Origin of the sequence: Paraburkholderia sp. BL18I3N2, assembly GCF_003001875.1 — a bacterium.
Classification (GTDB): Bacteria; Pseudomonadota; Gammaproteobacteria; order Burkholderiales; family Burkholderiaceae; genus Paraburkholderia; species Paraburkholderia phytofirmans.
The window spans coordinates 351,359-370,269 of sequence record NZ_PVNC01000003.1 but is presented as its reverse complement, the minus strand read 5'-3'; the positions used below and the strand labels follow the sequence as shown (position 1 = coordinate 370,269).

The window sequence follows — 18,911 nt, the reverse complement described above, 5'->3', positions numbered from 1 at the left end:
CGCGCGCCACAGCATGGCCACGGGCGCGCAACTTGCTATTTGAGCGCCTGCGGCCGCCGCCTCATCGGCACGCTCGCCGGGCCAGGCCGGACATCGCGCTCGCGCGTCATCAACCTTTCAGAGCTTGCCAAGTGAATTCCGTTTTCCTCTCCTGGGGTATCGCCGCCGCCGCCACGGCCGGCGTCATCACCCGGCCGTTCAAATGGCCCGAAGCCGTGTGGGCCGTGGCCGGCGCGCTGCTGCTGGTCTCGCTCGGGCTATTGCCGGTCCATCTGGCGATCGAGGCGATCGGCAAGGGCACCGACGTCTATCTGTTCCTCTTCGGCATGATGCTGCTGTCGGAAGTGGGGCGCCGTGAAGGTCTGTTCGACTGGGTTGCCGTGCTCGCGGTCAATCATGCGCAAGGTTCGCCGCGCAAACTCTTTTTGCTGGTCTACCTGGTCGGCGTGGTGATTACCGCGTTTCTTTCGAACGACGCCACCGCCGTCGTCCTCACGCCGGCCGTGTTCGCCGCCGCCAAAAAGGCGAAGACGCATCCGCTGCCCTTGTTGTTCGTCTGCGCATTCATCGCCAATGCGGCGAGCTTCGTGCTGCCGATCTCGAATCCCGCCAACATCGTGCTGTACGGCAATCACACGCCCGCGCTCGGCGCCTGGCTGATGCGCTTCACGCTGCCGTCGCTGCTGTCGATCGTCGCGACCTACGTGATGCTGCGTTGGACTCAGCGCGACGCGCTCGCCGGCACCTGTGAGGCAAATCTCGATCCGGTAGAACTGTCGGCGAGCGGCCGCGTGGCGCTCGCGGGCATCGCGGTGACGGCCGCCGTGCTGCTGACAGTCTCCGCGTTCGATGTTCCGCTCGGCATGCCGACCGCGATACTCGGGGCGCTGACCGCACTGATCGTGCTGATTCTGGAACGCAAATCGCCGCTGCCGATGATCCGCGAAATCTCGTGGAGCGTGCTGCCACTGGTCGCCGCGCTGTTCGTGCTCGTCGAAATGCTCGATCACACCGGTGTAATCACGGCGGCGGCGCAACTCACGCGGCGCGCCGCGCAGCAGCACGAACTGGCCACGGCGGGCTGGGCGGGCGCGGTCATCGCGATCGGCAGCAACCTGATGAACAACTTGCCGGCGGGTCTGATCGCCAGCTCGACGGTGATGCAGGCGCACAGTCCGGAGCGTGTCATCGACGCGCTGCTGATCGGCGTCGACCTCGGACCGAATCTGTCCATCACCGGTTCGCTGGCGACGATTCTCTGGCTCAACGCGATTCGCCGCGAAGGCGAAGACGTGAGCTTCATGAAGTTTCTGAAGGTGGGCGCGCTGGTGATGCTGCCGGCGCTCGTGCTCGCGCTCGGCGCGCGGATTCTGACGGGTTGAGGGAGCGAATCTCGCTGCGAGGGCGGCGGCGGGTCCGGGCCGCCGCGTTACCACCGAGTTACCACGGCGTTACCACGGCGTTCCGGTGGGACGCAACCGCGGCTCTGCTAACGACGCCTGGTCCGCTTCTGTCAGCGAGCGCAGCGTCGCCTCGAGCCGCGCGATGCGCGCGCGCTGTATCGGCATCAATGTCGGTCTGGGCAAATTTCGCAGGCGACTGTGCCAGTAGGACAGCGGAATGCGATCGTTGGTGGAGATCATCCCGAACACACGTTCGAGGTGGGCGATCTCCTTGTCGAGTTCCTGGTAGTTCATCTGACGTTTCCACAAAGGGTGGTGGCCTGCCCGACATCCGCCCGGCGGGCCGCTCGCGAGTCCTATGGTTGGACGGACATGTCCAGCGAACAGACATGCTCCAGGTCATCAACAGCATTGAGCATGCGATGCTCCACGTTCGCTGGAACGGCATCGCGCTGAGTTTGGCCTCTGCGTTCGGCCTTCCTCTATAACCGCTCTACCCACCGCTTTATTCCAAGGGCACGTTCAGACTTTTGCAGCACGGATTCGCGCTTCACATCGCGCCGCCGGATAGTGCTCAGGACAACGGGAATCCACCAGGCATTGCCGGCGGCCGCATGTCCTATGCTGATTCCACAGCGAGGGCCGTACCTGACACATTCGCTGGCGACACGCCGGGCGCGCCTAACGCGGCATCATCATGACGGGCTGGGCGTAGGTCACCGTGGGGGCGGGTACGACCGCGTAGTTGGTCGGCGCGGGGACGACGACGGTGGTGTATAGGGTAACGGGCTTCGGCGCCGTCGCGGTGGCCGCGACCGGAACCGCCACCGGCAGCGGCACCGGCGGGGGCGCCACCACGTACACGGGATTGACCGGCACGGAGTAGTAGACCGGGCGCGGGGGCGGGGCGTAGACCACGGCGGCGGGCAGATAGACGACCACGCGGGCGAACGCCGTCGACGAACAGGCGAGGCCGATGGCGGTGACAGTTGAGGCGCAAACGAGACGGATGGTCAATTGGTACTCCTGATGCGTTGAGCAGTGCGAGGCGTCTTCAGGTAAAGAAGCGGGCCGGCTGATTCGGGTCACGTGGTAACTCAGCCGTTGCGGCGAGGCGCAGTCGGCGCCGGCAGACGAAAGATACGCAAAGCGCCGTCAAAACGGCATCGCAAACTCATTTCATTCCATGTCACGCGGCGGCGGGCCTTTGGCATGACAGCGGGTGTAGGCAGTGCCTGCTGCATTGCGGCATGGCGCTTGCGGCGGCACTCGTGGTGGCTCACGGCGAGGCCTTAAACGCCATGACATACATCGACATGATTCTGAAGTTGCCTTGCGACGGCGCTTCCCCAAGAATTCGGCCTGTCATCGAAACGGATCGCCGCAAACGGCAGGCGACGCTCGGTGGCTCAATCGAAGGAGTCAGTCATGAAGAAGTTGATCGCTATGGTGTTGCTGTGCTGCGCATCCACCGTCACGTTCGCACAGGCCGCGCCGCAAGGCGGCAATCCGCAGCGCATGGAGCGCATGGTGCAGCAGCTGCAATCGCGCTTTGCGAATGCCAATACCACGCACGACGGCAAGCTCACCAAAGACCAGGCCGCTGCCGGCATGCCGATGGTCGCCAAGCATTTCGACGAAATCGATACGCAGAAAGCGGGCTACATCACCCTGCCGCAGATCGAGGCATTCATGCAGGAACGCGGGGCAGCGCACTGAGCCGCGCCGGCATCGGTGGGACCATGGGGCCGCGGCGCGGCGCGGGGTGCCGCCTGCGCGCGAGCTGTCCCGCTGAACCTCAGCCGTCCTCCGAAACCGATAAAAACGCGCGATGAAACCTGCCACGTCCCGCCATCTGCGTATCGCCGGCGCGTCGATCGTCGTATCGATCAGCGTGGCGCTCAGCGGTTGCGTGAGCGTCGGCCCGGATTTCAAACAGCCAGAAGCGACGCTGGAAAACCAGTGGCTCGAAAGTCTGCCCGGCGCCGCGCAGGCGACGCCTGCCGCGCAAGCCGCCTGGTGGACCGCGTTCAACGATCCCGTGCTCACCGCGCTGGAGCAGCGCGCGTATGAGCGCAACCTGTCGCTGCAAGTGGCCGGCCTGCATATCTTCAAGGCGCGCGCGCAGCTCGCGACCAGTGCGGAGAATCTGCTGCCGCAGTCGGGCAGCGCGTCGGTGGGCGCCACCCATATCAACACGAGCGGCGTCGGCCCGATTCCGCCGGCCCATCTGTGGGCCGAGCATTTGCGCGTGAATGTGGGCTGGGAGATCGACTTCTGGGGCAAATACCGCCGGCAGATCGAATCGGACCGCGCGCAATTGCGCGTCTCGGAAGCCGCGTATGACAACGCACTGGTGTCGCTGTTCGGCGACGTCGCCAATGCCTACATCGATCTGCGTGCGCTCGAACAACGCATCGTCGTCGCGCAGCAGAATCTGAAGTCGGTCCAGCAGAGTCTCACGCTGACCCAGTCGCGTTACAAACACGGCGCGTCGAGCCAGCTCGATGTCGAACAGGCCGCCACGCTGGTGGCGGAAACCGAGGCGCAAATTCCGCCGCTCATCAAGGCGCGCGCCCAGGATCGCGACACGCTGGCCGTGCTGCTCGCCGATCCGCCCGACGCCGTCGACGCGCAACTGAAAGGCAGCAGCGCAATCCCCGTGCCGCCCACGCAGATCGATGTCGGCATTCCCGCCGATCTGCTGCGCCGCCGGCCCGACGTGCGCCAGGCCGCGCTCAATGCGGCGGCGCAATCGGCGCTGATCGGCGCGGCCAAGGCGAAACTGTATCCATCCTTGTCGTTGACGGGCCTGTTCGGGCTGTCGTCGGGCGAACAGCACGGCATTGGCTTGACGCAATGGGGCGGCAAGACCATCGGCCTGTTTTCCGCCGGCATCACGCTGCCGATCCTCGATCGCGGTCAATTGAAAAACGCCGTGCGGATTCAGGACGCGACCTTTCAGGAGGCCGTGCTCGATTATCAGAACACGGTGCTGCAGGCGCAGAAAGAAGTGGAAGACGCGATTGCCGGGCTGCGCACCACGCTCGACGCGCTGGCCGCGTCGGCGCGCGCGTCGGATGCCTCGCAGCGCGCGCTGCGGCTCGCCAATGCGCAATACCGCTCGGGCTCGGTCACTTACGACACGGTGCTCGACGCCTCGCGCTCGGCGTTGCGTGACGGCGATTCGCTCGCGCAGAACCAGGGGCTCGCCGCGCTCGCCGCGGTAGCGTTGTATCGCGCGCTCGGCGGAGGCTGGGAAGTGGCGCAAGGGCAGCAGGTGGTGAGCGAACAGATTGCCGAGCAGATGGCGCGGCGCACGGATTGGGGACGCTTGTTGAACCCGCCCGCGAATTCCGCGTTGGCGCGCGCAAGCGGAGGCGAGCCCGAGAATGGGAAATAACAGAATGGCAGAAAAGAGTCTGATAACCAGACGTGTGGTGACGGGGATGTGCATCGTGCTCGGCATGGCGCTGGCCGCTTGCCGCGACGGCAACGCGCCTGCCGCCCAGAATGCGCCCTTGCCGCAAGTGAGCGTGATGCGTCCGCAGCCGCGCGAGGTGCGCGAGCAGCTCGACCTGAGCGGCACGGTCGCGCCTTCGGCGACCGTCACGCTGGTGGCGCGTGTGCAGGGCGTGCTGAAGGAAATCGGTTTCAGCGACGGCGCCAACGTCAAGCAGGGGCAGTTGCTGTTTCGCATCGAGCCGGACACGTACCGCGCGCAGCTCACTTACGACCAGGCCGAGCTCGTCAACGCCGAACAGGAATTGACACGCCAGAAGCAGCTCACGGCCGATAACGCGACCTCGGAATCGTCGTTGCAGAAAGCGCAGACCACGCGCGACCAGGCGCTCGCCAAACGCGATATGTCGCGCATCAATCTCGGCTATACGGAGATACGCGCGCCGTTTGCGGGACGCATCGGCGCGCGGTCGTTCGATGTCGGCAATCTGGTGGGCGCATCCGATTCCACCAAGCTCGCCACGCTGGACCGCATCCAGCCGGTGTACGTGAATTTCACGCTGAACGAACGCGACGCGAACCGCATCGGCCTCTTCACCAAGCCGCCGCGCACGGTGCGAGTGAACGTGCTCGGTGCGCCGGCCGGCGAAGGCGAGGACGCCGCGCTGGAATTCGTCGATACACGGGTCGACTCCAGCAGCGGCGCGATCAGACTGCGCGCGGACATCGCCAACAAGGACGCGCATCTGATTCCGGGCATGTCGGTCGAGGTGCATATTCCCGCCGGCGCGCCGCAAAACGTCTTGCTGATACCCGAGACGGCACTGCTGCGCGAGCAGGCCGGCGCTTTCGTGCTGGTCGTGAATAGCGCGAGTGTGATCGAGAAACGCGCGGTGGTGACCGGCGGACTGTTCGGCTCGCTGCGCGCGATCACGTCGGGCCTGAAGCCCGACGATCAGGTCGTGACGGGCGGCGCGCTGGCGGTGGCGCCGGGCACCAAGGTGCAGGTGGCGGCCGCCGGGACGCAGGGCCAGTCATGATCCGCTTCTTCGTCGAGCGGCCGGTCCTCGCCAATGTGATCGCGCTGATCGTGATGCTGCTCGGCGCCGTCGCGCTGATCAATCTGCCGATCGCGCAATATCCACCCATAACGCCGCCGACCGTGCAAGTGGTGGCGCGCTTTCCTGGCGCCGGCGCCGCGACGCTGATCAACCGCGTGGCGCTGCCGATCGAAACCCAGGTCAACGGCGTGGAAAATGCGCTGTACATGCAGTCGACCAGCACCAACGACGGCACCTACACGCTCACGGTCACGTTCGCTGTTGGCACGGATGTCGACAAAGCCCAGGTGCTCGTGCAGAACCGCGTCTCGGCGGCGACCGCGCAATTGCCGCAGGCGGTGCAGCAGCAGGGCGTGACCGTGCGCAAGCGTTCGACCGCGATTCTGCAGCTCTACACGCTGCAATCGCCGGATCCGAAATACGATTCGCTGTTTCTGAGCAACTACGCGGTGATCTATCTGCGCGACACGCTCGCGCGTTTGCCCGGCGTGGGCGATGTGACCGTGTTCGGCACGGGGCAGTACAGCATGCGCGTATGGCTCGATCCGCAGAAGCTGAGCGAGCGCAATCTGACCGCCGCCGACGTGATGAACGCGATCCAGAGCCAGAGCAAGGACGTGAGCGCGGGCCAGCTCGGGTCCGAGCCAAACTCGGGCGGCCAGGCGTTCCAGCTCACGGTGACGATGCGCGGCGCGCTCTCCGACCCGCACGAATTCGACGACATCATCGTCAAGGCCGATCCGGATAACGGCGGCCATTTCGTGCGGATTCGCGACGTGGGGCGTACCGAACTCGGCTCGTCGAGTTACGGGCAGTTCTTCAATCTCGACGGCAAGCCGGCTGCGGGCATCGCCATTTATCAGTTACCCGAAGCGAATGCGCTGGAAGTGGGTAATGCGGTGAAGGCGACCATGGCGCGTCTGGCGAAAGACATGCCGAAGGGCGTCAGTTATCAGTTGCCGTTCGACACGACCACCTTCGTGCGGCAATCGGTGATCGACGTGTACAAGACGCTGTTCGAAGCGGCCTTGCTCGTGCTCGCGGTGATCCTGCTGTTTTTGCAGAACTGGCGCGCGATGCTGGTGCCCGCCACGACGATTCCGGTGACTATCATCGGCACGTTCGGCGCGATCTATATGCTCGGCTTCTCGATCAACCTGCTGACCTTGTTCGCGATCGTGCTGGCGATTGGCATCGTGGTGGACGATGCGATCGTGGTGGTCGAAGGCATCACGCAGCATATCGAACAGGGCAAGACGCCGAAGCAGGCCGCCATCGACGCGATGCATGAACTGCTCGGGCCGATCATCGGCATTACGCTGGTGCTGATCTCGGTATTTTTGCCGTCGGCGTTTCTCGGCGGCGTGACCGGACAGATGTACCGTCAATTTGCGCTGGTGGTCGTGGCCACCACGGTGATCAGCGCGATCAACGCGGTGACGCTCAAACCGGTGCAAAGCGTGCGCTGGCTGCGGCACGCGCGGCCCGGCAAGCCGAATATCGTGTATCGCGTGTTCGACAAGGGCTATGCTCGCGTCGAAAAGGGCTATGTGCGCGTGGTGTCGTGGTTCGTCGCGCGCTGCGGGCTTGCGCTGGTGATCGCGCTGGTACTCGGCGCAGGCTCCGCTTTCCTGTTGACGCGCATTCCCACCAGCTTCATTCCGCTCGAAGATCAGGGCTACGTGCTGATCGCCGCGCAACTCGCCGACGCCGCTTCGCTCGGACGCACGCGCGAGGCGAGCACGCAGATCGAGAAACGGATCGGCGCGATTCCGGGGGTGAGTCATGTGGTGTCGATCGGCGGTATCTCGCCTTTGGACAACAACGCCTCGCTGCCGAATTCCGCGCTGATCTACGTCACGCTCGACGATTGGAGCAAGCGCGGCAAGGGCGAGGACCTGCGCTCGCTATATTCGCGCATGAACAGCGAACTGGCGAAGCTGCCCGATATCCGTTCCGTGGTGATCGTGCCGCCGCCGATCCAGGGTCTCGGCAACAGCGGCGGCGTTCAGATGCAGGTCATGCTGACCGACGGCTCGCAAAACTATCAGCGCCTGCAGGACGCGACCGACGCGCTGATAGCCGGCGTATCGAAACGGCCCGAATTGCAGCGCGTGTTCAGCCCGTTCCGCGCGTCCGTGCCGACTGTCGAACTCACGCTCGATCGCGCCAAGGCGGAGTCGCTGCAAGTGCCGGTCGGCAATGTGTTCGATCTGCTGCAGGACTATGTCGGGGCGAGCTACGTGAATCAGTTCACGACCTTCAACCATACGTTCCCGGTGTTCGTGCAGGCGGACGGCGCATTCCGTCGCGAAACCGACGACATTCGCCGCTTGCAGATCCGCAGCAACAGCGGCCGCATGGTCGAGCTGGGCACCTTCATCGACGCGCATACGAGCGTCGGCCCAGCGGTGGCGACGCTGTATAACCTCGCGCCGGCCGCGGCCATCAACGGCAATCCGGCGGCGGGCTTTAGCACGGGCGACGCGATCAAGGCGTTCGAGCAGGAAGCCGCGCGCATTCTGCCGGCGGGCATCGGCTATGAGTGGACCGCGATGTCGTATCAGGAGAAACTGGTCGGCAATTCGGCGTACTGGGTGTTCGCCGTGGGCGTATTGCTGGTGTTCTGCGTGCTGGCCGCGCAATACGAAAGCTGGCTGCTGCCGGTGGCCGTGGTGCTGGCGGTGCCGCTCGCCTTGCTCGGCACGGCGGGCACGCTCGCCGCGCTCGGCGCCGCCAACAACCTGTACACGCAGATCGGTCTCGTGCTGCTGATCGCGCTGTCGGCGAAAAACGCGATTCTGATCGTCGAATTCGCGCGGCATCTGCGCGCGCAGGGTGTCGCCATAACCGAGGCGGCGATTGAAGCCGCGCGCCTGCGGTTCCGGCCGATCATGATGACTTCGTTCGCGTTCATTCTCGGCGTGGTGCCGCTCGTGATCGCCACCGGCGCGAGCGCCAGCGCGCGACGCTCGCTCGGGATTGCGGTATTTTCGGGGATGCTCGCTTCCACCTGCATCGCCGTGCTGTTCATTCCGTCGTTCTATGTGCTGTTGCAGCGTTTGGGCGAACGGCATGCGGCACGGAAAACTCCGCCCGACGCCTAGCCTGAATCGAGGAGCCTTCGCATGGATCGCCCCGCCAAAATCATCGTGCTCGACGACGAAGTCGAATTGCGCAACATGCTGCAGCGCTTTCTGCGCGGCCACGGCTTCGACGTGCGCGTCGCCGAGGACGGCAAGCGCCTCGATCGCTATCTGGAGCGCGAGCCCTTCGATCTGCTGGTGCTCGATCTGATGATCGGCGAAGAAGACGGCCTCGCCATTTGCGCCCGCTTGCGCGAGCAGGGCCAGACCTTGCCGATCCTGATGCTGACCGCGAAGGGCGACCCGCTCGACAGAGTGGTCGGCCTCGAAACCGGCGCCGACGACTACCTCGCCAAACCGTTTCTGCCGCGTGAACTGGTGGCGCGCATCAACGCTCTGCTGCGCCGCCAGAAGATCGCCTCGGGCGATGTCACCGTAACGTCGCAAAGCGTGAGCTTCGGCGATTTCTCGCTCGATATCGTCAAGCAGCAGCTGTCGCGCGCGGGCGAGTTGCTGGAGATTCACTCCGCGCAAATGCTGCTGCTGGTCGCGCTGGCGTCGTCGCCGAACCGGCCGGTGAGCCGCGACAATCTGCTGGCGCGCGCGCGAGGCCGCGACCACGATGCGCTCGATCGCAGCATCGACGTGCAGGTGCTGCGGCTGCGGCAGATCGTCGAGGACGACCCGTCCAAGCCGCGCTTCATCAAGACCGTGTGGGGCGTCGGCTACATGCTGGTTGCGGACGTGGACTCATGAGACGCTCGCTGCTGCAAAGCTTGCTGCCGAGAACGCTGCTGGCGCGCAATATCGCGCTGCTGATCGCGCTCGTGATGTTGAGCCAGGTGTGCGCGCTCGGTGTGTTGCTGCACTATGTGCAGCGGCCGCGCGTCGAGCGTGCGGCTGCCGTATTCGCCACGTATGTGACCACACTCGACAATCTGCTCGCGGCGACGCCGCCCGCGGCGCGCCAAGGCTTGACCGCGCGCCTCGACGCCCGCGCCCAGGCGCCGGACGAAGCCGCCGCCGCGCCGCCGCCAAATCTCATGCGCGCGTACCGCACCTATCAGCGCAACGTGTTTATCGAGAGCTTGCGCGCGCATTTGCCCGCCGACATGCCGGCGCGCTGGCAAACGCTGGGCGGCCAACGCCTGTGGATCCGCATGCACGCGCCGGCCGATGCGCCGCAAACGCCGTACTGGATCGCGCTGCCGATTCCTGAAGACGCACAGGGCAACGGACTCGACGCCGCCATCCTGCTGTCGCTCGGACTGGGCGCGCTGGCGGCGTTGACCGGCTACCTGATTCAGCGCCACCTCAACCGGCCGCTTCAGGAGTTGACGCTTGCGGCGCGCCGCGTGAGCGCCGGCGAAACGCCCGCGCCATTGCCGACCGACGGTCCCACGGAAATCGCCGCGGTGAGCGGCGCCTTCAATCAGATGACGCAGGCGTTGCAGCAAGCCGAGGCGACGCGCGCGCTGATGCTCGCGGGCATCTCGCACGACATCCGCACGCCGTTGACCAAGCTGCGTCTTTCGATGGCGATGGCGATGCCCAACGACAGCGACAGCAGCTTCGTGGTCGCCGCCGAATCGTATCTGGACCAGATCGAAACGATCTTGCAGCAGTTCATGGACTACGCCGGTAGCGGTGAGCGCGAGCAGCCGGAGCCCGGCGATCTGAATGCGTTGATCGAACGGCTGGCGGGGGATTTCGCGGGGCTGGGGCACGAGTTCGAGCTGTCGCTCGCGACGTTGCCCGCTGTGCCGTACCGGCCGATCAGCATGATGCGGCTGCTGATGAACCTGATGCAGAACGCGATCGTCTACGGTGGAAGCGGACTGGCGGTGCGAAGCTGGGCTACGCGCGAGGCGGTGTACGTCGCAGTCGGCGATCGCGGCAAAGGTCTTTCAGCTCAGGAGTTGGAGCAACTGAAGGCGCCGTTCCAGCGCGGCCGCAATGCGCGTACGCACAGCGGCGGCACCGGGTTGGGACTGGCGATCGTCGAGCGGATCGCGCGTCTGCATGGCGGCAGTCTGGAGTTTCATGCGCGCGAAGGTGGCGGGCTCGAGGTGTGGGTGGTGCTGCCGCTTGGCGCCTCGACACGCTAGACGTGGCGGCTTTCAAACGGCGTGCCGTCGAAGCGGCCGTCATTCACTTCCGGTCGAACCATGCATCCAGCCCGACGCGGAACGCCACGCCCGCGATCACCGGCACGGTCAGCATGAGGATGATGCCGAAGTTCGGAATCTGGTCGCCGTACGTAATCGGACCGTAAAGCACGACGGTCGCGACGATCGCGAAGACCACGACGCCGGCGGCCACCATCAGAAGATTGCGCGCGGCGATCGGCATGACCTTGCGCGGGGCCTTATGCGGTGTGGTGCTGGCAGCGGGGACTTTGTCGGGTTGGACGGGCATGATGGTTCTCGTGACGAAAAGACAGGCTGCGTGAGGAGCGACGGTGAACCGGACTCCACGAAAGGCGTGCGATGGGCATCATACCAGGGCGCGTGCGTGCCGCGCATTTCATGCCGCGCCGGCCATTCAACCCATGGCCACGATTGTCGGCACAAGGGCGGCGATCGCGCTGAACCGGTAATCCCGTTGATGCAGGAACACGCCTAACATCAATATAAGCCGGATTACCGGCGGCAGGATAAAGAGCGCGATGCGGATGATCACGATAGGCTTCTGCGGCGCCGCCGCACAAACAGGTGATCGCCGGGACGATGCCGGCGCCGATCGCGAAGTGGATATCGACGTGGCCGAACAGTGTCGGGACCTTCGTTCGGGCATGGGTTCAATGGCAATCGTCCGGGAGCGGGCGCTACCTCTGACGGCCACCGGCGGCCACCCCATAAAAGTTGTAGAAGTCTTCAATAGGCGCTTCCACCGCGAGCGCCTGAAGTGGAAAGCTGCTCGCCAGATCGCGAACCTTCTCCACGTTCGACAACCGCCGGATGAAATCCTCAGCGGCGTCGATTCTGACTAGCCCGTTGCGATCCAGAAATTGCCCCCACAAAGGCATGTTGCGAAATCGCGCTTCAGCGACCGTGGCGCTCGCGACGTAAGCTTGCGGAAAGCACCGTCGATAAGCGCGCAGGTTATAGAGCCATGAAGTCCCGGCGACGCGTGTCGCTTCTTGCTCGTTATGTGCTACGTGGTCGAAAAGCGCGCGGAGTTCGGCGAGTCGTTCGGGCAAACGGTCGATGCTCAAAGGAGAGATCGCGGCCGGTTCGATATTCCGGAAGTGAATGCGCACGCATGCCGGAGCTTGCCTCGCATACGAGAAGCAACCAAACGTCTTGACTATCTGCGTCCGGGAAACTTCGGTTTTCTGCTCGAGGTAGAAGCGATATGTCCAGTCGGATATGTCGGCCGTTTGGCTCAAGCCAGCCGCGTAGCGCCGCCACGTTGGGTGATCCCGATCAAAGGCCCGACCCAGTCCAAAGCGGACGTAGATATTCGTATAGTCGAGCAACACCTGGTCGATCGGCCTATCGGTCAGCGCGGCAACGGCCCGCGCAAAGCGGATTTGCAAAGCAAAGAATTCCTTGCTGTATCGCATCCGGGCATCCTTCATATACCAAGTGTCAAAGCGAGGAGGCGGCATCACCGGCCAAAGCCCACGCCGCCTTCGTCTTTGGCCGCATCAGCAAATAGAACGCTACCACGTGCGTCAGCATCAGCAGTGGCACGTAGATGATCGGGATTGCGTAGGTGGCGCCGAACTGCCCAGCCATGGCGGGAAGGTCGAGGCGGGTCGCATGATAATAGTCGACGATGATGTCGGCCGCGCCCACGATGTTGAAGGCGAACACAAAGAAATAGAAGAGCGGACGCATTCTGAAGGTGAGCAACGCCAGCATGGCCAGCACGCCGGTTGCGAAGTCGGCATAAGCGGCGAACTGGGAGAAGCCGGCCGGCAGATTGGGGCCGACCACGCCCGGAAGGATGAACACAAGCCCGAAGAACCGGAAGCTGTGCAGCGTGGCAATGGCGCGCAGCGCACCGGCACGGTCCATCGACTTGAGCCGGGGCAGGGCGTACACGACGAGGCAAGGCAACCATGCGACATAGCCGAGAACGAGCTGTGTCTGGAAAAGGATTTCGGGTGACATTGCTGAACTCCTGTCAGTGTTGCTCGGCGCGGTCTCGAACACTGCGCTCAAGAGGCCGAGCCGGCCCTGCTGAAGATTTCGTCCCAGTGGGCCGGAAAGTTGCACGAACGTCCGGAGCCATCGGCACACCGGGATTCGGCGTGCCGGCGCTCCTGATCCGCAAGCAGAGTCTAAGTCCGCTTTCGGCGGGCGACTATCCGCGATAATATTCACGGGTTATGAAGCAGAACTTCACAGTCCGGCAAGGCGCGCTCGACGGTGTCGAGGCGTTTCTCAGCGTGGCCGAGCACCGCAGCTTTCGTCGCGCTGCCGCGCAGCTTGGCGTGACGCCTTCGGCCATCAGCCAAACAATACGCATGCTCGAGGCACGCGTGGGCGCCGCGCTTTTTGTGCGCACCACACGCAGCGTCGGCCTGACAGAAGCAGGTGAACGCTTCCTTTCACGGGCGAAGCCCGCCTTCGAAGAACTCATCGGTGCGAGCGAACTCGCGCGTGAACTCGGACAGAAACCGGCCGGGCTGTTGCGCCTCTCGGTGCCGAGCGCGGCAGTGCCGATCGTGTTGGAGCCGCTGATCGCATCCTTTTGCCGGGCCTATCCCGAGGTGGAAGTCGAGGTCGTCGCCAGCGCGGAGTTGGTCGATCTGGCGGCCGAAGGGTTCGATGCCGGCGTCCGCATGGGCGAGTTCATCGAAGCCGACATGGTCGCGGTGCGTCTGACTCCACCGTTTCCGTTCATGGTCGTTGGTAACCCTGATTATTTGCGCCGATGTGGCCGACCGGAGCGCATCGACGATCTGCGAAGCCATCATTGCCTGCGCATGCGCCGCTCGAACGGGTCCATCGCGCCCTGGCCTTTCGTCGACGGCGACAAGGCAGTCGAGGCAATCGTCTCGGGGCCGCTTATCGCGCAAGACTATCCGACACTCCTCGGAGCAGCGATTCGGGGAGTGGGGCTGGCGCACGTGCCCGGGCCGATTGCGGCGGCGCCGATTGCCGATGGCCGCCTGGAAACGGTATTGGTGCCGTTCGCCGTCACGACGCCAGGAGTTTTTCTATATCACTCGGGCAGACACCAGGTTTTGCCCAAACTGCGCGCATTCATCGAGCACGTTAAATTCAATCGCTGAATCCTGTCGCAGCGCGCGTGACGGCGACCATCAGGGTATGCAACCAGCCGGCGTATCGAAAGCGCGTAGTGAGTAGCGCCTGTTAGCCGTCAACTTCGAGCGACGCTCGCACTGACTTCTGCCATGCTGCGACCGAAGCGCTTGCGCTTATTCGCGGCTGGTTGTCATCTCTCCGGCAACTACTGTTGGCCTGTGGCCGGCGACACGACGCTCGGGGTCGCCAGCGTGTTGTTGGTCTTGGGAGCGCTCGTGCCGGTCGAAGTGCTGTTTCCGCTCGGCAGGCCCGAATTCGGCGCCGGCCGGCCGGACATGCCGCTATCCGAGCTGGTGCCGCCTGGCGTGCCGTAGCCGCCGTTTGCGCCGTTCATCTGGTTCATCTGGTTTGCCGGACTAGCGGTGCTACCCGACGTTCCGCCGCCGCTCGAGCCTCCGGCCGCCTGTGCGAAAGCGCCGCCCGACAGAGCGAGTGCGGCGACGGCCGCGATTAAGCTTCTGGTTGCCTTGTTCATGATCGTCTCTCCTTGGCAGAGCTGGAATAAAGACGCAGACGATTGCCGCCTGCTTGATCACGAATGGAGCACTTACCGTGCCGCGTACCTTGATTGGCAAATAGCGAATTTTCTTGGCGTCCGACAGGTTCATCACTACGTTCGGCCGTGCGACTGCAATGTCGGCCAGACATGGGATCCGCCGGAAGCCCGCAATCCATGCCCAGTTGAAATTCACGAAAGCGCGATAACTCGCGCCTATGGCCAGATGGTGGCGTTAAAGCAAAGTCAATGGAAAAAATCCTGGTGGACCTATTTCCTCTAAACCGCCATCAAAACGGCTCAAGGCGGGTGCGCAGTTCCCTCCAGAACGCTCATTAAAGTTCTCGCATTCCGCTGCCCCTGATCCTCGAAGCAATTGTTGAAAATGACATGCGTGCGTCCCGCCCGTCGCGCGATCGCGCGGATCGGCACGGCCAGTTCTGTCAGTTCCGCCTCGCTGTAGTCATAGTCGAAGCGATCCGCGGCACTCGCCGTGCCAGTCACGCTCCACGTCTGCGTGTTGCGTCCATGCAGACGCACCATCGCGAGTTCAGGATTCGTCACCTCCCACACCGTGTGCACACGATTGCTCACGTCCGGCGGCGCGTCGACAATCACATGCACGATGCCGCGCTCGCGCAAAAATTCGAGCGACCACGCCGCATGCTCGTCATCGAACCACGACTGATTGCGAAACTCGGCCGCCATCATGTAGCCCGCCATCCGCGCCCGGCATTCCTCGACCAGCGCGAGGCCATCCGGTGCGCGCGTGATCCACGGCGCGAACTGAAACAGCACGGCGCCGAGCCGCCCGCTCGCGCGCAGCGGTTCGAGCGCTTCCAGATAGCGCCGCCACAATTCATCGCGGATATCTTCCGGCATGTCGCGGTAGTACACGTTCTTCTTGCGCGGGCTGGTGATGCCTTCGGGCAGCGCTATCGCAATGTCTCGCGGCAACGCGTCGGGCGATGTCTGATGCCCGGTGAAAAGACGAAACGCCTTGAAGTTGAACGTGAAGCCTTCGGGCGTGCGCTCGAACCACAATTGCGCGTTGCTCGCCGAAGGCATCGCGTAGTAGGCCGAATCCACTTCGACCAGCGGGAACTGCGAAGCATAAAAACGCAGGCGTGCCTCAGCGCTGCTGCTGCCACGCGGATAAAAGCGCTTGCAGGCAATCAGTGTCTTGTCTGTCCAGCCTGCGGTGCCGCAGCGAATGTCCATCGGTGAAGTCGGTTGAATGGGCGGTGTGCGCCGCTCAGGATGCTTCTTCGGTGTGATCGATCCAGTCCGCGAGTTCGCGCCGCAGTTCCGCGATATCGAGCGGTTTGCCGAGCAGCCGCGCACCTGGAATCGCGTCGCCGATCTGCGCGCTCTTGCCGTAGCCCGACACCAGCAACACGCGAATGCCCGGCTGCTGCCGCAACATGGCGCGCGCGAGGCAGTCGCCGGACATGCCGGGCAACGTGAGATCGGTGAAGAGGATGTCGAAGTGTTGCGCGGGTGCCAGCGGCAGCGCTTCTTCCGCGCTCCCGACCGCGGTGCAATCGAGTCCCAGTGCGTTCAGCAGGTCGTTGAATGCTTCGCGTGAGTCCATATCGTCCTCGACCAGCAGTACACGAGCCGGCGTGCCGGGCGAGCGCGCCGTCGCCAAAGAAGCCTTGGTTTGGGTGATGGCCTCGACCTCGGGCGGCTGGCTTTCCTGACTGGAATCCCTGCTGGAGTCGTAAGCAGCGGGCGGCACGCAGGCGGCGAGCTGCCCTTCGGCCACGGACGCGGGCAACGCCATACCGGCCGCCGCGGCAGCACCGGCGCGCAACACGCCGCGCACCTTGCGGGCGAGATCGTCGCGCCGGTACGGTTTCGAGAGCAACGTAATACCGGCGTCGAGTTTGCCGTGGTGGACGATTTCGTCGCGCGCATAGCCTGAAGTGAAGAGGGTCGGCACCGCGGGCGAGCGCGCCGCGGCACGCTGCGCGAGTTCGACGCTTTTGATCTTGCCGGGCATCACCACATCGGTAAACAGCAGATCGATCGGCACGTCGCTGTCGATGAACTCGATCGCCGCGTCGCCGCTCGACGCGGTCAGCACCTTGTAGCCGAGTTGCGCGAGCATTTCGACGGCGGTCAGCCGCACGTCGGCATCGTCTTCGACGACCAGAATCGTTTCGCCGCCGCCGGTGGGCGCCGCGGTGTCGTCGACCGCTTCCGAGGTTTCGGCTTCGCAGCAGCGCGGGAAAAACAGCGAGACCGTAGTGCCGCGTCCCACTTCGCTATCGATCAACGTGTGGCCACCGCTTTGCCTGAGAAAGCCGAACACCATGCTCAGGCCGAGGCCGGTGCCGTGGCCGTCGGGCTTGGTGGTGAAGAACGGTTCGAACACGCGTTGCAGGACCTCGGGCGGCATGCCGGCGCCGTTGTCGGTGACGGAAAACACCACGTATTCACCCGGCGACAGCTCCGGTTTGTCCTGGCAGAACGCGGCGTCCAGCACGCGGTTGGCCGCTTGCACGGTGAGCGTGCCGTCTCCCTGCATGGCGTCGCGCGCGTTGATCGCGAGATTGAGCAGCGCGTTTTCCAGTTGATTGCGATCGGCCTGCACGTTCCACAAATCGTCGCTCAGGACCGTGTCGATGCGCACGGTTTCGCCGAGCGCGCGATGCAGCATCTCGCTCATGCCGCCCAGCAGGCGGCGCGGATTCAGCACAGTGGGAGAGAGCGGCTGGCGCCGCGCGAAGGCGAGCAGATGCGCGGCCAGTTTCGCGCCGCGCTTGACGGCGTCCGTCGCGGCCGACAGGCGGCGCAGCGTGGCCGGGTGGCCGCCGGCATCGGCGGCGAGCATTTGCAGGTTGCCGTTGATCACTTGCAGCACGTTGTTGAAGTCGTGCGCGACGCCGCCCGTGAGGCTGCCGATCGCTTCCATCTTCTGCGCCTGGCGCAATTGTTCCTCGGCCAAAGCGCGCGCCGCGACCGCGTCGGCGACGCGCTGTTCGAGCGTCTCGGTCAACTGGCGCAACGATTGTTCGGCGATCTTGCGTTCGTGAATATCGATCAGCACGCCGGGAAAACGTGTCGGTTCGCCATGCTCGTCGAACTCGCACTGGCCGTTCGCCTGCACCCACATGTAGTCGCCGTCGGGCCGCCGGATTCGAAACTCGGCGCGAAACGGCTGCCGCGTGCGGATCGCTTCGGCGGTCAGCTGATCGTTGAGCGCCTGGTCGTCCGGATGGAGCATGTGGATGGTGGCGTGGCGCTCGACTCCTTTCGCGGCTTCTTCCTGCTGAAGGGAAAAGGTGCGCGCGAAGCGCTCGTCGCCGCTGACCTTGCCCGTGCGCACGTCCAGCACCCATGTGCCGAGCACCGTGCCGGTATTGAGCGCGAGCTGCAGCCGTTCGTTGGTTTCGTGCAATTCGGCTTCGGCACGCTGTCGCCAGCGTTCGGTGAGCACGCGCGCGGTGGTTTCGACGACTACCGCCAGCACACCGGCCGGTGCGCCGCTGTCGTCGGCGACCGGGCTGTAGTAGAGATCCATCCACACGTCTTCGGGTTTGCCGTCGCGCAGCAGCACCAGTTCCTTGTCGCGATACGACAGCGTGCCGCCCGCGAGACACGTGGCCATGACATGCCGGTTGAAATCGGCGACTTCCGGCCAGCCGTGTTCGATCGGGCAGCCAAGCAGATAGGGATGCCTGCCGCCCGCGAAGATCGCGTAGGCGTCGTTGTAGATCATGTAGCCGGGCTTGCCCCACAGCAGCACCAGCGGCACGGGCGAGGCGAGCAGCAACTGGACGGTGGCAGTCAGGCTGCGCGGCCAGTTTTCGATGGCGCCGAGGCCGGTGTCGGCCCAGTCGAATGCGCTGATGCGCTGCGCCATCTCCCCGCGCCAGCCGGAGCAGCCGTGGTCTTGTGCCGGAAAAGGCATGCTGCGCTCCACAGAGGTCACGTCGATAAAAGTGTCCCCACTCTGCCGGCGCGTATGACACGCTTGCACTCGCAGCAGGAGGCGGGATGAAGCTTCTGCCGTGCACCGCGTGCCGGCGGATGGCGGACACGCGGTTGCGATAATTGTAGGCCACAACTCCGGGCCGGCGACTTGTCTCGCATGCGTTGTGGGATTTAGGCGA

Annotated in this window: 18 protein-coding genes; 9 read left to right on the top strand and 9 right to left on the bottom strand. The window is 64.4% G+C overall.

Annotation, left to right across the window (positions count from 1 at the left end):
- Positions 1-131 precede the first annotated feature (131 nt).
- Positions 132-1,382 (top strand): arsenic transporter, encoded by a 1,251-nt coding sequence (locus tag B0G75_RS11355; RefSeq protein WP_106304654.1) that lies wholly within the window; start codon positions 132-134, stop codon positions 1,380-1,382.
- 69 nt (positions 1,383-1,451) lie between these two features.
- On the opposite strand, the gene B0G75_RS11350 is transcribed toward B0G75_RS11355, so the two are convergent.
- The gene (locus tag B0G75_RS11350) at positions 1,452-1,697 is read right to left on the bottom strand and encodes a hypothetical protein (protein ID WP_106304651.1); all 246 of its coding nucleotides are present in this window, start codon (positions 1,695-1,697) and stop codon (positions 1,452-1,454) included.
- Between the two features lie 387 nt (positions 1,698-2,084).
- Positions 2,085-2,420: a hypothetical protein gene (locus B0G75_RS11345; RefSeq protein ID WP_106304648.1), complete on the bottom strand. Its 336-nt coding sequence runs from the start codon at positions 2,418-2,420 to the stop codon at positions 2,085-2,087.
- Between the two features lie 411 nt (positions 2,421-2,831).
- Here B0G75_RS11345 and B0G75_RS11340 point away from each other — a divergent pair, with 411 nt between their 5' ends.
- From B0G75_RS11340 to B0G75_RS11315, 6 genes are all read left to right on the top strand, one after another.
- Positions 2,832-3,122, top strand: a complete 291-nt coding sequence (locus B0G75_RS11340; protein ID WP_106304645.1) for a hypothetical protein — start codon at positions 2,832-2,834, stop codon at positions 3,120-3,122.
- Between the two features lie 112 nt (positions 3,123-3,234).
- A complete protein-coding gene (locus B0G75_RS11335; RefSeq protein ID WP_106304642.1) occupies positions 3,235-4,806 on the top strand; it encodes an efflux transporter outer membrane subunit in 1,572 nt (523 codons plus the stop codon).
- Positions 4,807-4,810: 4 nt separating this feature from the next.
- The gene (locus B0G75_RS11330; RefSeq protein WP_258194390.1) at positions 4,811-5,905 is read left to right on the top strand and encodes an efflux RND transporter periplasmic adaptor subunit; all 1,095 of its coding nucleotides are present in this window, start codon (positions 4,811-4,813) and stop codon (positions 5,903-5,905) included.
- Complete coding sequence (locus B0G75_RS11325) at positions 5,902-9,033, top strand: efflux RND transporter permease subunit (RefSeq protein ID WP_106304636.1); 3,132 nt, start codon at positions 5,902-5,904, stop codon at positions 9,031-9,033. Before B0G75_RS11330 ends, B0G75_RS11325 begins: the two co-directional genes overlap by 4 nt.
- Positions 9,034-9,054: 21 nt before the next feature.
- Positions 9,055-9,768 carry a response regulator gene (locus tag B0G75_RS11320; RefSeq protein WP_106304633.1) on the top strand — a complete coding sequence of 238 codons (714 nt, stop codon included), beginning with the start codon at positions 9,055-9,057 and terminating at the stop codon, positions 9,766-9,768.
- Positions 9,765-11,120, top strand: coding sequence for an ATP-binding protein (locus tag B0G75_RS11315; RefSeq protein WP_106304630.1), 1,356 nt, complete (start codon positions 9,765-9,767; stop codon positions 11,118-11,120). Before B0G75_RS11320 ends, B0G75_RS11315 begins: the two co-directional genes overlap by 4 nt.
- 43 nt (positions 11,121-11,163) lie before the next feature.
- Here the strand turns inward: B0G75_RS11315 and B0G75_RS11310 are convergent, their stop codons facing one another.
- From B0G75_RS11310 to B0G75_RS11300, 4 genes are all read right to left on the bottom strand, one after another.
- Positions 11,164-11,430: a hypothetical protein gene (locus B0G75_RS11310; RefSeq protein ID WP_106304626.1), complete on the bottom strand. Its 267-nt coding sequence runs from the start codon at positions 11,428-11,430 to the stop codon at positions 11,164-11,166.
- 126 nt (positions 11,431-11,556) lie between these two features.
- On the bottom strand, positions 11,557-11,694 hold the full coding sequence (locus B0G75_RS40590) for a hypothetical protein (RefSeq protein ID WP_181309227.1): 138 nt from the start codon (positions 11,692-11,694) through the stop codon (positions 11,557-11,559).
- 145 nt (positions 11,695-11,839) lie between these two features.
- The gene (locus tag B0G75_RS11305) at positions 11,840-12,625 is read right to left on the bottom strand and encodes a hypothetical protein (RefSeq protein ID WP_258194437.1); all 786 of its coding nucleotides are present in this window, start codon (positions 12,623-12,625) and stop codon (positions 11,840-11,842) included.
- Complete coding sequence (locus B0G75_RS11300) at positions 12,606-13,133, bottom strand: hypothetical protein (RefSeq protein ID WP_106304620.1); 528 nt, start codon at positions 13,131-13,133, stop codon at positions 12,606-12,608. The genes B0G75_RS11305 and B0G75_RS11300 overlap by 20 nt, the downstream gene beginning before the upstream one ends.
- A gap of 218 nt (positions 13,134-13,351) precedes the next feature.
- Between B0G75_RS11300 and B0G75_RS11295 the strand changes: the two genes are divergently transcribed.
- Positions 13,352-14,260 carry a LysR substrate-binding domain-containing protein gene (locus B0G75_RS11295; protein WP_106304617.1) on the top strand — a complete coding sequence of 303 codons (909 nt, stop codon included), beginning with the start codon at positions 13,352-13,354 and terminating at the stop codon, positions 14,258-14,260.
- Between the two features lie 179 nt (positions 14,261-14,439).
- Here the strand turns inward: B0G75_RS11295 and B0G75_RS11290 are convergent, their stop codons facing one another.
- On the bottom strand, positions 14,440-14,769 hold the full coding sequence (locus B0G75_RS11290; RefSeq protein WP_106304614.1) for a hypothetical protein: 330 nt from the start codon (positions 14,767-14,769) through the stop codon (positions 14,440-14,442).
- Here B0G75_RS11290 and B0G75_RS40180 point away from each other — a divergent pair.
- Positions 14,768-15,073, top strand: coding sequence for a hypothetical protein (locus tag B0G75_RS40180; protein WP_146142503.1), 306 nt, complete (start codon positions 14,768-14,770; stop codon positions 15,071-15,073). The genes B0G75_RS11290 and B0G75_RS40180 overlap by 2 nt on opposite strands.
- A 17-nt stretch (positions 15,074-15,090) precedes the next feature.
- Here B0G75_RS40180 and B0G75_RS11285 read toward each other — a convergent pair whose 3' ends face one another.
- Positions 15,091-16,011 (bottom strand): DUF72 domain-containing protein, encoded by a 921-nt coding sequence (locus tag B0G75_RS11285; RefSeq protein ID WP_106304611.1) that lies wholly within the window; start codon positions 16,009-16,011, stop codon positions 15,091-15,093.
- 34 nt (positions 16,012-16,045) lie between these two features.
- Entirely contained in the window at positions 16,046-18,709 is a 2,664-nt protein-coding gene (locus tag B0G75_RS11280) for a response regulator (protein ID WP_106304609.1), read from the bottom strand.
- Positions 18,710-18,911 lie beyond the last annotated feature (202 nt).

Coding starts and splice junctions, on each gene's coding strand:
- B0G75_RS11325 (WP_106304636.1), top strand. CDS start 5,902: ATGATCCGCTTCTTCGTCGAGCGGCCGGTCCTCGCCAATGTGATCGCG.
- B0G75_RS11350 (WP_106304651.1), bottom strand. CDS start 1,697: ATGAACTACCAGGAACTCGACAAGGAGATCGCCCACCTCGAACGTGTG.
- B0G75_RS11340 (WP_106304645.1), top strand. CDS start 2,832: ATGAAGAAGTTGATCGCTATGGTGTTGCTGTGCTGCGCATCCACCGTC.
- B0G75_RS11315 (WP_106304630.1), top strand. CDS start 9,765: ATGAGACGCTCGCTGCTGCAAAGCTTGCTGCCGAGAACGCTGCTGGCG.
- B0G75_RS11305 (WP_258194437.1), bottom strand. CDS start 12,625: ATGCCGCCTCCTCGCTTTGACACTTGGTATATGAAGGATGCCCGGATG.
- B0G75_RS11320 (WP_106304633.1), top strand. CDS start 9,055: ATGGATCGCCCCGCCAAAATCATCGTGCTCGACGACGAAGTCGAATTG.
- B0G75_RS11300 (WP_106304620.1), bottom strand. CDS start 13,133: ATGTCACCCGAAATCCTTTTCCAGACACAGCTCGTTCTCGGCTATGTC.
- B0G75_RS11285 (WP_106304611.1), bottom strand. CDS start 16,011: ATGGACATTCGCTGCGGCACCGCAGGCTGGACAGACAAGACACTGATT.
- B0G75_RS11280 (WP_106304609.1), bottom strand. CDS start 18,709: ATGCCTTTTCCGGCACAAGACCACGGCTGCTCCGGCTGGCGCGGGGAG.
- B0G75_RS11335 (WP_106304642.1), top strand. CDS start 3,235: ATGAAACCTGCCACGTCCCGCCATCTGCGTATCGCCGGCGCGTCGATC.
- B0G75_RS11330 (WP_258194390.1), top strand. CDS start 4,811: ATGGCAGAAAAGAGTCTGATAACCAGACGTGTGGTGACGGGGATGTGC.
- B0G75_RS11290 (WP_106304614.1), bottom strand. CDS start 14,769: ATGAACAAGGCAACCAGAAGCTTAATCGCGGCCGTCGCCGCACTCGCT.
- B0G75_RS40180 (WP_146142503.1), top strand. CDS start 14,768: ATGATCGTCTCTCCTTGGCAGAGCTGGAATAAAGACGCAGACGATTGC.
- B0G75_RS11310 (WP_106304626.1), bottom strand. CDS start 11,430: ATGCCCGTCCAACCCGACAAAGTCCCCGCTGCCAGCACCACACCGCAT.
- B0G75_RS11295 (WP_106304617.1), top strand. CDS start 13,352: ATGAAGCAGAACTTCACAGTCCGGCAAGGCGCGCTCGACGGTGTCGAG.